The organism is Clostridium sp. 1001283B150225_161107_B6 (genome assembly GCF_015556325.1).
GTDB lineage: Bacteria > Bacillota > Clostridia > Lachnospirales > Lachnospiraceae > Enterocloster.
Map to the genome: position 1 here is coordinate 103,910 of NZ_JADNMD010000006.1, position 13,989 is coordinate 117,898.

Consider the following 13,989-nt stretch of genomic DNA (forward strand, 5'->3'; position numbering starts at 1 on the left):
TTCCTAATGCTTTGGTTTCAGCACTTTCATCTCCACCATGACCACTGCAAATGATACCATAAGAATCAGCGTGACAATGGCGTAGGAACGGCCGAAATCAGCATAGATAAACCCTGATTTGTACGCCTCATACATCATCAGGTTGGTGGACATCTCAGGCCCTCCCAGGGTAATCATGTACATGGGAACAAACATCAGAAGGTTTGCCACCGTGTTGGAGACAAATACAAACATCATGGACCGCCGTATCAGGGGCAGTATGATATCCCACACGGTCCTGAAGCCGTTGGCCCCGTCGATTCTGGCTGATTCAATCAGGGATTCGGACACCTCCTGAATGCCGGACAAAAGATAGAGCATCCAGTAACCGCAGCCCTTCCAGATACAGATAAGGATAACCGACATCATGGACTGCTTCGGGCTGGTAAAAAACGGCTGGGCCGGCATTCCGAACATCATGAGTATGCTGTTGACCACTCCCTGGTTTGGATTCAGCAATATATTCCATATCATACATCCGGAAGAAAGGGCAATGGCAATGGGCATCATGAAGACAGACCGGAACGCGCTGTTGGCCCTGCCCGGTATGCGCACGGACAATGCCAGCAGCAGGGAAATCAGAATCTGCAGCGGCGTTGTAATGAGATTGAATACAAGGGTCACCTTAAGCGTCTTATGAAAGGTTGGGTCTGTAAACAATGAGATGTAGTTGTCCAGACCCGCAAAATATTTCTCCCCCCGCAGAAAGGATTCCGCAAAAAAGCTTCCTGCAAAGGATATGATGATGGGGTATATCTTAAAGATAAAAAGCAGGAGCATTGCCGGTGCGAGAAACAGATACGGTTCCCATGCTCCCGGCCTTTTTTTAAGTTTTACTGGCTCCATGCGCTGACCTCCTCCTATTTAAGGAGAACGTATCCGTTTGGGCCGGATACGTTCTTCCAATGCTGTCTGATGCTGCTTTTTATTACGTCTCGTTACTTTGTATATTTTTTCAGGATGTCGTCAATCCTGGCGGCCGACGTATCCAGTGTGGTCTTTACATCCGCCCCGTTTCTGATATCCTCAATGGCAGCATTTACAACATCGGACCACTCATTGTATCCCGGGGTTTTGGGCCTTGATACGGAGTAATTTTCCAAGTCACTGGCCAGCAGGGCGTAAACCTCATGGTCCGGGGCGGAATCATCTGTAATCCGGGCAATCCGCTCCATATTGGCTCCAATATTATTCTGGCTGTCCAGGAATATGCCGCTTCCCTCTCCCACGGTAATGTATTTGATGAACTCAGCCGCTTCCTCCTTGTGCTTTGAATTGGCATTGATGCCTATATGCCAGGAGTCGCATCCTACCACCGGCACACCGCCTTCAAAATAAGGCACCGGGCACACGCCCACATTGATTCCTTTTCCCTTGGCCCTGGCGTAGCACACCGGGTCGCCCCATGTAAATGCCACCTTTCCTGTCTCAAACATCTCCCTGGCCTCATTGGTGTTCACGCCCTTGGGGGACACCCCGTATTTATTAAACAGGTCCTGATAAAAAGTCATTGCTTTTATACTGGCTTCTGAGTTCAGATACCCGGTAGCTGTCAGTCCGTCCTCATCCAGCCAGGCAGCTCCCAGGGAATTGGCCAGTGGCATTACATTCCACACGCGGTTTATCTGGTCCCCGATGATGCCCCAGCATGTAGTGGTGCCGTTTTCCACCTTGGTGACCTGTTTGCAGATATCCAGGCACTCCTCCCAGGTCATGCGCTTGTCTGTGTCATAGGCCGGATAAGGTATATTGTTTTCATCCAGAATGTCCTTATTGTACACCATAATCATGCCGGACTCCCGTTTAGGCGCTGTCATAACTTTTCCGTCATAGGTGGCTGCCTTCAGACCGGTCTGGGTAAATACCTTATCCAGCTCATCCCTGCTCATATAATTCTCAAACGGCTCCAGATACCCCCTGACTGAATAAGAGGTCACAAGAGGCGCGTCCACATTCAGCACGTCAAAGTCGCTTAACTTGGATTTCATCTTTACTTCAACCATCTCTATCATCTGGTCAAAGGGATAGGATTCTGTCTTTACCTTGATTCCGGGATGGGATTCCTCAAATTTCTGTATGATTTCCTTGCCCACATCACCTTCCCACACATCTGCATGGGAATTCAGGTATACGATTTCCACCGGTTCTCCGCCCTGGGCCTTGTCCTGGCTGCTCTCCGGCGCCTTTTCAGCCTGGGCAGAGCTGTTATCCGCCTGCTGGCTTTTTGAGGAACACCCTGCTGCTGAAAACACCATGGCTGCAGCCAATCCAATTGCTGTTAATTTTTTTAACTTCATAATATTTCCCCCTAGTCATTGCTGGTCATTCTGTTTATCTTGCTACTGTTAAACACGGCATTGCTTTTTCATAAATTATGCATAATTTATTCAACTTTTATATCTTAATTATATATAAACCGCCATATACAACAACCGGGTCAGATTATGATTTTGTGTAATATTTTACTATATTCCTGTTTTTACCCATGTTTCCTATACACATCTACCTTCTGTTCCTGTATTCCGTGGGAGTCATACCCACCTTTTTCTTAAACAGATTGCTGAAATACTGGGCATCGGAAAAGCCAACCATATATGCCACATCGTTAACCCTGTATCTGACATCCATCAGCAGTTCCTTGGCCCTGTCAATCCGGTACGCCGAAATATAATCCGTCAGATTCTTATCCGTGTGGCGTTTAAACAGTTCGCACAGATAATTGGGGGATATGTACAGTTCGTCTGCCATATCCTTTAATGTGATTTTCCGGCTGTAGTTTGAGGCAATATATTCCTGCGCCTTCATGATAAGCTGATTTCCGGGCTGCTTATTTCTCTCCGGACGCATTCCCGGGGACCGGCTCAGCTTCTTCTCAATCTGCCTGAGCGTTTCTATCAGCTCCACGGGATTGGTGGGCTTCGTCAGATACCGGGTCACGCCCAGCTCTATGGCGCGCTGGGCATAAGAAAAATTAGTGTATCCGCTTACGATGACCACATCTACCTCGGCATTGGCCTCCCTTATCTGATATATCAAATCCAGTCCCGACATATGGGGCATCTTGATATCTGTGATGATTACATCCGCCTGCCCGTTCCTCAGGTATTCCATGGCTGCGGCGGCTTCCTCAAAGCTCCCGGCCACCGCCCAGCCCTCAAGACCTTCCACCAGCCCGCACAGTCCGTTTCTTATTTTTGGTTCATCATCCACAACAATTGCTCTCATGTCATTCCCTCCCTATCAATTTCCGGGTATGCAGAAACGGATGACCGTTCCCTCTCCCAGCCGGCTCTCGATGCTGAGCCCGTATTCCTCCCCATAATACAGCCTGATTCTCTTATTTACATTCTCCACGCCTATGCTTGTGTGGTTCATCCTGGGTTGGGTGGTTCCATCCCTCAGGCGTTTCAGCTGCCCCTCATCCATGCCTGACCCGTTATCGCTGACCTCCAGCCAGCATCCCCCGTCCTCATCATGTTCATATGCCCTTATCCTTACGCGTCCTCCTGTTTCTATTCCGTGGACAATGGCATTTTCCACCAGGGGCTGCAGAATCAGCCTGGGAACCTGGATGGATGCGTACTGGTCCGGAATATCTATCTCATATTCCAGTTTATCTTCCATCCGTTCCTTCTGAATCAGGAGATAGTTGGATACGTGACGGATTTCCTCACTCAGGGCCACGGTTCTGGAGGACCTGCTGATTGCATATTTCATCATCTCACCCAATGACACCACGATGCCGCTTATCTCATATTCCTTTTTGTCCAGCAGCATCCAATTGATGGTATCCAGGGTATTATACAAAAAGTGGGGATTAATCTGGGACTGCAGGGCTTCCAGCTCCGCATTTTTCTGAGCCAGCTTTTCCTGGTAGACCTCCTTTATCAGCATGTCTATTTTAAACACCATGTAATTGAACGTCTCCATGAGACGGCCCATTTCATCCGAGCGTTTATTCTCTATGCGGTAATCAAAATTCCCCTGCTGCACCTCCCCCATGGCCTCAATCAGCTTCTTCACAGGAGCTGTGATGGCCAGGGACACTGCCAGAAGGCAGACCAGAATCAGCAGGTTGCACAGGATGATGCTGAGCAGGATGGAATGGTTCAGGCTCTGTACCTGGGCCGAGATATCCGAGTAAGGCACCATGGTATATATCTTCCATCCCGTTGTTTCATTGGTAATGGCAGACAGCGCCATGCGCTCCTGTCCCACCAGCAGCTCCCCGGACCCTCTCCTGCTGTTCTCCATGGCAGCCACTGCATCAATGGCCTGGGAAAAGGTCTTTTCGTCACCTGCAATCAGGTTCTGGTTCTGGTCCAGCATGAAGGTCATCTGATGGGGAAATGAGGCGTTCTCCGTATGCAGGATGTCCAGGAATGTATCCGGGTTCAAATCCATGATGAGTACGGCAATGACCTCCTGATTGTAAAAATCCGTAATGGGCTCCACCATGGTAAGGACCTTTTCAGGTCCTGTAATACCCTCCATATGAAAAAGCAGGTTGTCCTCAAGACCCAGCCAAACAGGCTGTCCCCCATGCTTTGAGGCTGCCTCATAATATTGGGAGGACACCAGGTCAAAATCCTGCAGCCTGTAATAATCATAGGTGCTGTACAGGATATTTGACCGGTCAATAATCATGATATTGCTCAATGGTTCAAATGAAAGTACGAGAGAGGAAAAATACTCAGCTATGCTGCGCTTGCTGCGGCCCACCTGCAGGTAGTCCTCGCCGCTGTGGATATTGTTTCTCACAATCTGGCTGGTGGCTGTGCTCTGCCCCAGCTGTGTCATATAGGAAACCTTATCCGTCACACTGATATTGATTTTCTCCAGCATGTTTTCCATCTCATTTTTCTTGTTGTTAAAAATAAGGCCCCTTGCATGGCTGTAAGCAAAATATCCCATAATACTGCCCTGAAGAATGCCGATGGTTATAAATACAATCATAATCTTTGCACGGAATGACAACTGTCTCACGCTCTGTTCCCCCTGTGATTATATTTTTTCTATCATAGCATTTATAGTTTGGGATTACAAACCCCGAGGGGGCTTATGCGTCCCCAACCGCCGGACAAAAAAAGACACGGCCCTGGCTTATTGCCAGAACCGCGTTTTGTTGTCTTATTATATGTCTGCCATTCACCTACGGCCTGACAGCCGTCCCGTCAGGCAGCCTTGCAAACAGCCAGCTGTGGTCCATGTCCACTGCCGGATATTTGGCCGCTTCCCTCTCATCAAAGCCAACACCGATGCCGGGGGTATCATCCACATATGCATAGCCGTTCCTGATATCCGGACAGCCCGGGAATACGGCCTTCTCCTCCTGGGTAAAGCCGGAAAATTCCTGGATACCGAAGTTGTGGCTGTTCAGGTCCAGATGCATCTGGGCGCACATCCCGATGGGCGACAGGTCATTGGGACCATGCCATGCGGTCCGCACCCCGTATGCATCGCAGAAGTGTGCCAGCTTCACGGCAGGGGTCACGCCTCCGATATCGCTTAGATGCACCCTAATGAAATCAATCCACTGGTTCTGTATGATGGTCTTCCACTCAGCCGGATTGGTAAACAGCTCTCCCATGGCAAAGGGAACAGCTGTCTGCTCTCTCAGATACCTGTAATACCCCACCTGGTCAGGGGACAGGGAATCCTCCAGGAAAAACAGCTTAAAGGGTTCCAGCTCCTTTGCAAAGGCAAGGGTATCTGCCAGGGAAAGCCTCTCATGTACATCGTGCATGACCTCAAGCTCCCAGCCGAAATCCTTCCTCACCTGTTCAAACAGACGGATTACGCTGTCCATATACATTTTCGGATGGAAATACGCGCCTTCCGGCGCTCCGTCCGGCTTCACCATCTGCTGGCGCCTGCCGTCAAAATTCCCGCCGTAGGTCCCCATGTGACAGCGGATATGCCGGTACCCTTCCTCGATATAACGGCTGATGCACTCTTTTACCTCTTCCAGGCATCCTCCGTCCGCATGGCGGTAAACCGTTACCCCTTCCCTGGCCTTGCCGCCAAGCAGGCTGTAAAGAGGCATGCCGGCCAGTTTGCCCTTGATGTCCCACAGAGCCTCGTCCACACCGGATATGGCGTTGTTAAGGACCGGGCCGTTGCGCCAGTAGGAGCTTCCCATCATGGTCTGCCAGATATCCTCTATATTATGGACGCTTCTGCCCTTAAGCATGGGGCAAAGGTACTCCTCTATGGCTGTGACCACGGCCTTATGCCTCCATGTAAAGGTGGCGCATCCGTATCCGGAGAGTTCCGGTTCCGACGTTTCCACCTTCACAATAACCAGATTAATTCCCCTGGGCGCTGTCACAAATACTTTTATATCGCGAATCGTTATGTTATCCATGTTCTTAATCTCCTGTTTTCTTGTAAAATCCCTATGCCTGCACTGTGCGCCCCCCGGCAATACAGTATCAGCTCTTCACGGCCCCGCCTGTCATGCCTGCGATGAAATACTTCTGGAAACAGATGAAAAGGACCACCAGCGGAAGACTGGATACGGTGGAGGCGGCCATCAGGTCATTCCATTTAATCTGGTACTGGGAATTCAGGGAAATAATGCCCACGGTCAATGTCTTAAGCTGGTCGTTGGAAATCAGGACCGAGGAATACATATACTCATTCCAGCCGCTGAACAGGACAAATATGGCAACCGCTGCAATACCCGGTACTATCAGGGGCAGAATGATGTTCCAGAAAATACGGAAACTGGAAGCCCCGTCCACCCGGGCCGCCTCATCCAGCTCAATGGGCACTGTCTTAAAGTAGGAAACCAGCATCCATGTGCTAAAGGCAACATTGGTGGCTGCATACACAATGATGAGTCCAATCAGCTTGTTGGTCATATGGTATTTGGAGAGCACTGCATAAAAAGGCACCACCAGCATAACGCTGGGAAACATCTGGGTCACCAGAAGAAAATCCATCAGCTGTTTTTTTCCCTTAAACTGGAATCTGGTCACCCCGTAGCCGGCCAGGCACGCGCAGGTGATGCAGATAATCATGGCAAAGATACATGTAATCAGGCTGTTCAGGGTCATTCTTCCAAAATTGTAGGTGGTGAAAAATTTCCGGAAGGACTCCAGGCTGATTGGGTCCGGTATCCACTGGGGCTTGGGCGAGTAGGTCTGGGCCTCTGTCTTGAATGCCGTGGAAACCATCCAGAGCACTGGCACCAGCACCAGCATGGCCAGCAGAATCAGGACCACATAGCAGATAATTTGTTCCATTCTGCGTTTTGACTTTATTTTATTCATCCTTCAGCACCACCTTATACACAGAGTTTATGAGATAACAGATAATGAACACCAGGATTCCCCAGGCAGCTCCCTTGCCGAACCTCAGGTCGTTGAACGCGGTTCCGTAAATACTCAGGCTTATCAGGTTGGTGGCTGTGCCCGGTCCGCCGGCCGTCATGGTAAAGACCTGGGTATACTGCTTGAACCACCACACGCTGTCCAGTATGATAACCGTTGTCAGTATGGGCTTTAAGGAGGGCAGGGTTATGTACCGGAAGCTGTCCCACTTATTTGCCCCGTCAATCACAGCCGCCTCGTACAGGTCCTTGGATATGCTCTGAAGGCCGGCCAGTATCATGGTCATAACCAGCGGAAATCCCTTCCATATACAGGTGAATACCACAGACGGAAACGCCAGTTCCTTACTCCCAAGCCAGGATATATTGGCTGAGATGATTCCCAGGGACTTTAAAATGTCATTTAAGACGCCGTACATGGGATTCATAATCCAGGTAAACAAAAGGGCGATGACAGCTTCCGGGAAAAGCCATGGAAGCATAAAGATTACCCTGAATACGGTTCTTCCCCTGAACTCCCTGTTTAACAGGGCGGCCAGAATGAACCCCAGGACAAAATGCCCGATTACTACAAATATCATGAACTCAAACGTAAGCAGAACTGATTTATAGAAAGACGGGTCTGTAAATGCCTCTGCGTAATATTTAAAGCCTACAAATTTCCACTTAGTCACCAGGTTGGTATTAAAAAAGCTGATATAGAAGCCATAGGCCATGGGATATATAATAAGGGCCGCCAGCATAAATACAATGGGGAAAGCAAATAAGTATCCGTCATTCTGGTATTTAATTTTGCCAGCAGTTCCTTTGGTTTTTACCTTAGACATACTATCATGAACCTTTCTTTTGAATACGGGGAGGGCGGTTATCTGCCCTTCCCCGTATCATGCTGCTGTTTCTGTTACTGTTTGCGGTGGTGCTGTTTCCTGCGCTGTCCCAGGCTTTGCATTCTGCTGCCTCTAGTTGTAATCTTCCAGAAGCTGTTCAAGGTCCTTCACCAGCTGCTCCACTGCCTGGTCATTTGTTTTCTCGTTGCTGAATACAGATGCATAGGCATCGCCCAGAGCGCTCTTAAGGCCGCTGATTCCTGCAAAAGGCAGGGTAGGACGGCAGCCGTCCTCAATCTGCTTCAGGAAACCTGCATAATCATCCCCTGTTATATAGGAGACTTTCTGTCCCTCGGTGGTGGACGGAATCTTACCGCTGGATTCCCAGAACTTCATATCCCGGTCATGGGAGGTAAAGAATGCCAGGTATTTAGCTGCGGCTGCCTTTTCAGCGTCCGTTGACTTGGCAGTGATGGCATAGCCCTCTGCTCCCAGCATGGTGCCTGAATATTCCCCCGGAAGCTTAAAGGAACCCAGCTTTCCCTTTAACTCAGGATTATTGGCATAGGCCACGCCCAGGGCGTTGGGACCGGTAAGGAACATGCTTGTATAGCCCATGGCAAAGTAGTTGGCAGCCGTGGGATAATCCACCTCCGTGATACCGGTGGGAACCACGCCCTCCACATTGTTCATGTCGGTCCACTTTGAGAATACGTCCACGAAGGCCGGGTCTGTGGTAATGTCGGTCTTCCACTCGCCGGAACCATCCTCCTGGTAAGCCAGCTCATAGCCGTTGCTCCAGAGATAGGACATGAAACGGCTCTGTCCTGAGGAATTGTTGGAGCCTACCATGGAGAATCCCCACTGGTCCACCTGTCCGTCCCCGTCCGTATCCTTTGTCAGCGCCTTTGCGCAGTCCACAAACTCGTCCCATGTGGAGGGCACCTTAAGCCCTGCTTCCTCAAAACGGTCTATGCGGTAGATAACGGCCTGAGGCTGTACGGCCACCGGATAATAGGTCATCTGCCCGTCAATGGTGCAGGCGTCCATAACGCCGTTTGCCAGGCCGTCAATGACCTCCTTGTCCATCCATTTGCTCAGGTCCTCTGTCAGTCCCAGGTCGTAAAGGGTTGGAATCTGGTCGGCAGATGTAAAAAATATAGTGGGAAGGTCATCCGGAGAGGTTGCCATGGCTGCCAGCTTTGTGTAGATATCGCCGGAGGCAATGGCCTGGATTTCCACCTTGATGTCCGGATTTTCCTTCATAAATTCCTCTGCATACTGATATATGTACTGGCCGTGGGGGTCCTCCGGCGCATATCCGTCCATGACGGTCAGGGTAACCGGTTCGCCGGACGCTGCCTGCGTATCCTTTTCCCCTGCTTCCGTTCCATTATTATCTTTTGTATCCGCCTTTACATCCTCTGCCTTTGTATCTGCCGTGCCGGATGATGAGCCCGCGCATCCTGTCACAAGGGATGCTGCCATCGCTACGGAAAGCATTGCTGATAAGAATCTTTTTTTCATGTCAGTTCCTCCATTTCATTGTTATGAATCACTCATAATTACCGGCCGGTAATCGTTTGTTCCGATGTAAATATCATACATCAAGTGCCCTGCGGAATGTGATTATTATTTAGTCAAAAATCACCATTTCTTTGTCCTGTTGTAAAAATCTGCATAAAAATAGCAGCTGGCGTCCAAAAATCACCAGCTACTTTCTTCTGCTTCTCCTGCTTGTTTCCCACCATTCATGTACAGATTTACGGTATTGGAGGGGAGATACGTCCATGATTGATTTAAATTGCCTTAAAAATGTGTTTACACTGTCATAACCGCACTTTTCCGCTATCACCGCCACGCTATCACTATTATTTTCCAATAAGCTGGCTGCCTCGCAGACCCTCACCGTGTTGATATACTTGTTTAGGTTGTATCCGCAGTACTTGGTGAAATCCTTGCTGATGGTGGATGGGTGAAGAAAAAATTTTTCACCCAGCATGTTCAGGTTCAGTTCCTCGTTAAAATGGGTGTCTATGTATTCCTTGATTTCCAGCATCCTGGCATTGGACGGCGAGATACCGGACTCGCTCCGTTTGATTCGGAAGGTCCGAAACAGCAGCACCGCAATCTGGGTGACAATGGTCCGCTGAATCTGGGAGCGGAAGGGCTTATGCACCGCGTCCTCCGCCTTCAGGCAGCACAGCATATCAATTAACTGTCCGAACACGGCCCGGTCCACATTCTTATAATTTTGGACAAACTCCTCCGGTGTGGGCGTGTTGAACACCTTCTGCAGGTCGCTGTCCAATACAGTGCTCCTGTAGTAGGTTGGTTTGACCGTGAAGCCGTATCTTGAAAACGGCAGCCTGTCAATCCGCCTGAGATGATGCTCCATGGCTCCTATGACCAGAATGTCATAGGGCTCCACATGGTACTTTCTGCCTGAGATGTAGTAATCCGCCGCCCCGTCCTCCACCAGGAGAATTTCACTGGTATTATGGATGTGGTGCATCTCATTCTTCTCGTATTCACAGGTCCGTGAAATATTATAATTATCCTCGCAGATTGCCCGGAAATGGTCCGGCTCATAATAATCGTTAATCTTAATCTCCATGTGGTTTACTATAGCATACCTGTATCTGAATGTCAAAAAAAGCAGCCCCGGTCAAAGAACCGGGACTGCCGCCAATTACTTTTATATTTGTATGACCAAATACTCCCCTTTGGTCTGCACCGCCGCCTTAATCTGCGTTCCTATTCCTCTGCGTTCTTTTTAAGCATCCCCAGAATCACACATCCGGCCGCTGCTCCCGCAACCACCGCAGCCAGATACATAAATGGATTCCCGATGGTCGGAAGGACAAAGATACCGCCGTGAGGCGCCCTGAGGGTACAGCCGAAGGCCATGGAAAGACCGCCTGCAATCGCGGAACCGATGATACAGGAAGGAATCACCCGCAGAGGGTCCTGGGCCGCAAAGGGAATGGCTCCCTCGGTGATAAAGGACAGGCCCATCACATAGTTGACAATACCGGACTGGCGCTCCTTTGCCGTGAATTTTTTCTTAAAGAAGGAGGTGCAAAGGGCAATGGCAATGGGAGGCACCATACCGCCTGCCATGACAGCCGCCATGACCTCAAAGTTGCCTTCCGCCAGCTGCGCTGTTCCGAACACATAGGCTGCCTTGTTAAAGGGACCGCCCATATCAATGGACATCATGCCGCCCAATACCATGCCCAGCACAACTCTGCTGGTGCCTCCCATTCCTCCCAGGAAACGGGTCAGGCCGTCATTAATCATACCCATATACGGGTTGATAAAGGTGGTGACCACAGCTGCCAGGAAGATGCCGATAACCGGATACAGAAGCACCGGCTTAATGCCTTCCAGTGACTTTGGCAGTTTCGAGAAAAGCTTCCTCAATCCCACTACAATGTATCCGCCCACAAAGCCTGCAAACAGGGCGCCCAGGAAGCCTGCGTTCACATCGCCCCCGGCGGGATTGGCAAACGTAGCGCCCATCTTGGCAATCAGTCCTGCCACCAGGCCCACTGCCAGTCCCGGACGGTCCGCAATACTCATGGCAATGAAACCAGCCAGGATAGGAAGCATCATTCCAAACGCCTGCTCTCCTACGGTTTTAAGGTAAGCGGCCAGAGGCGTATTCTTACCAAAGTTAGCCGGGTTAATGGAATAATCGTCAAACAGGAACGCCAGGGCAATGAGGATTCCTCCGCCGATTACAAAGGGAAGCATATGGGAAACGCCATTCATCAGGTGCTTGTAAATGGTGCGTCCAATGCTGTCATTGCTGTCGGATACAGACCCGTCTCCGACAGCCCCTGTGTGGTGGTATACAGGCACGGTGCCGTCCACTGCCCGTTTAATCAGCTCCTCCGCCTTGTGAATGCCGTCAGCTACAGGAACCATGATAACCGGCTTGCCGTCAAACCTGGCCATCTCCACATTCTTATCCGCGGCAATGATGATGGCGTCCGCCGCTGCAATCTCATCCCTGGTGAGCACGTTCTGGGCGCCGCCGGAGCCATCCGTCTCAGCCTTCAGCGAAATTCCCAGCTTCTTTCCTGTATTTTCCAGGTTTTCAGCCGCCATATAGGTATGGGCAATGCCGGTAGGGCAGGCCGTGACAGCCAGGACCCGGTATCCGGAGGCTGTTTTCACATCCACATCCGCTTCTGCATTCCGGTCCGCCTCTCCCTCAGGCGCCCCAAAACGCTCCACCTCAGCCCTGTCAATGATGCGTAAAAATTCCTCCTTATCCGAAGCCCCAATCAGCCCTTCCTTGAATCCGGGATTCATAAGCAGGGTGGACAGGCGGGACAATGCCTCCAGGTGCACGTCTGCCCCCTCAGCAGGCGCTGCAATCATGAACAGCAGGTTTGCAAGGGAACCGTCAAAGGCGTCGTAATCAACCCCCTCCGGCACAACCATGGCTGCCAGCCCGGGCTCCTTTACCGCCTCCACCTTTGCGTGGGGAATGGCGATTCCCTCACCAATGGCCGTGCTGCCCAGGGCTTCCCTTGCCAGTATGCCCTTCTTGTATCCGTCTGTGTCCTTAAGCCTTTTGCCTGCATCCATCAGGGATACCAGCCTGTCAATGGCCTCCTCCTTATTGGAAACCTTTACGCCCAGTTCAATGCTCGCTTTCTTTAATAACTCTGTAATCCGCATAAATGCGCCCCTCCTGACCGATTAAAGTGTGTTTAAGAGTCTCATAATTTCATCCTTGGTTCCTATGCCGTCAGAAAATGCAGTCGCGCCGCCGCAGGCTGTTCCCAGCTTCAGGGCGTATGCATAATCTCCTTTTTCCAGGTATCCGGCTATGAAGCCTGCCACCATGGAATCCCCGGCTCCAACGGAATTCTTCACAATTCCCCTGGCAACTCCCTGGCGGTATACGCTGCCGTCCTCAGCCACCAGGATGGCTCCGTCCCCTGCCATGGATACCAGTACATTCACTGCCCCCTGTTCCTTAAGCTTCCTGGCATGGAGAATGATTTCCTCTTCTGTCTTAAGCTCCAGTCCGAACATCTGTCCCAGCTCATGGTTGTTTGGCTTGATAAGGAAGGGATGGTACTTTAAAACCTTTAAGAGTAAATCCTTTTCCGCATCCACCACCATGCGGATTCCCCTGCCGTCCAGGCGCTCCATGATTCTCTGGTAGATATCATTGTCCATGGCTGCCGGTATGCTTCCTGACAGGACCAGCACATCTCCTTCTTTTAAATAGGAAAGCTTCTGAAAAAGCTGTTCCACATCACCGGCCGTAATCTCCGGTCCCATGCCGTTAATCTCGCTTTCCCGGTCTGACTTCAGTTTTACATTGATACGGGACATACCCTTCTCCACCCGGATAAAGTCAGAGTCAAAGCCCAGGCTCCGGACGCCCCTCTCAATCTCCTGTCCTGTGAACCCGGCTATGAATCCCAGGGCCGTGCTCTTATATCCCAGGTTTGCCAGAAGCGCCGAAACATTGATGCCCTTACCCCCGTAAAAGATGTTTTCCCTGATGGTCCGGTTTACGCTTCCCAGTGTGAAATGCTCCACTGCCACCACATAGTCCAGTGCCGGATTAAATGTTACTGTGTAAATCATATATCTCTGCACCGCCTTCTCATGAAATTTTATTTCTTATGTTGTCTATATCATAATACGATATCATATTTTCGTCAATAGTATTTTGTAAGAAAATATTTTTCATGCATTTTTTCGTCGCAATATACAAACAGACGGCCTGTTTCTGTAAAAAGCCGTCTGTTTTTT

Annotated in this window: 11 protein-coding genes; all 11 read right to left on the bottom strand. The window is 50.2% G+C overall.

From position 1 onward, the window contains the following. Positions 1–3: 3 nt before the first annotated feature. The 11 genes from I2H39_RS15490 to pfkB all read right to left on the bottom strand — a co-directional run bounded on the left by I2H39_RS15490 (position 4) and on the right by pfkB (position 13,821). On the bottom strand, positions 4–885 hold the full coding sequence (locus I2H39_RS15490) for a sugar ABC transporter permease (protein WP_195626923.1): 882 nt from the start codon (positions 883–885) through the stop codon (positions 4–6). Positions 886–977: 92 nt separating this feature from the next. Next, complete coding sequence (locus I2H39_RS15495) at positions 978–2,336, bottom strand: sugar ABC transporter substrate-binding protein (protein ID WP_195626924.1); 1,359 nt, start codon at positions 2,334–2,336, stop codon at positions 978–980. A gap of 205 nt (positions 2,337–2,541) precedes the next feature. Continuing rightward, on the bottom strand, positions 2,542–3,264 hold the full coding sequence (locus tag I2H39_RS15500) for a response regulator (RefSeq protein ID WP_138309314.1): 723 nt from the start codon (positions 3,262–3,264) through the stop codon (positions 2,542–2,544). Positions 3,265–3,279: 15 nt separating this feature from the next. Next, the gene (locus tag I2H39_RS15505; RefSeq protein ID WP_138309315.1) at positions 3,280–5,025 is read right to left on the bottom strand and encodes a sensor histidine kinase; all 1,746 of its coding nucleotides are present in this window, start codon (positions 5,023–5,025) and stop codon (positions 3,280–3,282) included. 166 nt (positions 5,026–5,191) lie between these two features. Next, positions 5,192–6,406, bottom strand: coding sequence for an enolase C-terminal domain-like protein (locus I2H39_RS15510; RefSeq protein ID WP_138309316.1), 1,215 nt, complete (start codon positions 6,404–6,406; stop codon positions 5,192–5,194). A 67-nt stretch (positions 6,407–6,473) separates the two neighbouring features. After that, on the bottom strand, positions 6,474–7,316 hold the full coding sequence (locus I2H39_RS15515) for a carbohydrate ABC transporter permease (RefSeq protein ID WP_138309317.1): 843 nt from the start codon (positions 7,314–7,316) through the stop codon (positions 6,474–6,476). Beyond that, positions 7,309–8,202 carry a sugar ABC transporter permease gene (locus I2H39_RS15520; RefSeq protein WP_138309318.1) on the bottom strand — a complete coding sequence of 298 codons (894 nt, stop codon included), beginning with the start codon at positions 8,200–8,202 and terminating at the stop codon, positions 7,309–7,311. Before I2H39_RS15520 ends, I2H39_RS15515 begins: the two co-directional genes overlap by 8 nt. A 132-nt stretch (positions 8,203–8,334) precedes the next feature. Continuing rightward, entirely contained in the window at positions 8,335–9,729 is a 1,395-nt protein-coding gene (locus tag I2H39_RS15525; protein ID WP_195626925.1) for a sugar ABC transporter substrate-binding protein, read from the bottom strand. A 187-nt stretch (positions 9,730–9,916) separates the two neighbouring features. After that, positions 9,917–10,819: an AraC family transcriptional regulator gene (locus I2H39_RS15530; protein ID WP_138309502.1), complete on the bottom strand. Its 903-nt coding sequence runs from the start codon at positions 10,817–10,819 to the stop codon at positions 9,917–9,919. 140 nt (positions 10,820–10,959) lie between these two features. Continuing rightward, entirely contained in the window at positions 10,960–12,897 is a 1,938-nt protein-coding gene (locus tag I2H39_RS15535; RefSeq protein ID WP_195626926.1) for a fructose-specific PTS transporter subunit EIIC, read from the bottom strand. A 21-nt stretch (positions 12,898–12,918) separates the two neighbouring features. After that, positions 12,919–13,821, bottom strand: a complete 903-nt coding sequence (pfkB, locus tag I2H39_RS15540; RefSeq protein ID WP_138309321.1) for a 1-phosphofructokinase — start codon at positions 13,819–13,821, stop codon at positions 12,919–12,921. Positions 13,822–13,989: the final 168 nt, after the last annotated feature.

Bases quoted from the DNA above. Each gene is read 5' to 3' on its own strand.
- I2H39_RS15490 (WP_195626923.1), bottom strand. From the start codon at position 885: ATGGAGCCAGTAAAACTTAAAAAAAGGCCGGGAGCATGGGAACCGTAT.
- I2H39_RS15495 (WP_195626924.1), bottom strand. From the start codon at position 2,336: ATGAAGTTAAAAAAATTAACAGCAATTGGATTGGCTGCAGCCATGGTG.
- I2H39_RS15500 (WP_138309314.1), bottom strand. From the start codon at position 3,264: ATGAGAGCAATTGTTGTGGATGATGAACCAAAAATAAGAAACGGACTG.
- I2H39_RS15510 (WP_138309316.1), bottom strand. From the start codon at position 6,406: ATGGATAACATAACGATTCGCGATATAAAAGTATTTGTGACAGCGCCC.
- I2H39_RS15515 (WP_138309317.1), bottom strand. From the start codon at position 7,316: ATGAATAAAATAAAGTCAAAACGCAGAATGGAACAAATTATCTGCTAT.
- I2H39_RS15520 (WP_138309318.1), bottom strand. From the start codon at position 8,202: ATGTCTAAGGTAAAAACCAAAGGAACTGCTGGCAAAATTAAATACCAG.
- I2H39_RS15525 (WP_195626925.1), bottom strand. From the start codon at position 9,729: ATGAAAAAAAGATTCTTATCAGCAATGCTTTCCGTAGCGATGGCAGCA.
- I2H39_RS15530 (WP_138309502.1), bottom strand. From the start codon at position 10,819: ATGGAGATTAAGATTAACGATTATTATGAGCCGGACCATTTCCGGGCA.
- I2H39_RS15535 (WP_195626926.1), bottom strand. From the start codon at position 12,897: ATGCGGATTACAGAGTTATTAAAGAAAGCGAGCATTGAACTGGGCGTA.
- pfkB (WP_138309321.1), bottom strand. From the start codon at position 13,821: ATGATTTACACAGTAACATTTAATCCGGCACTGGACTATGTGGTGGCA.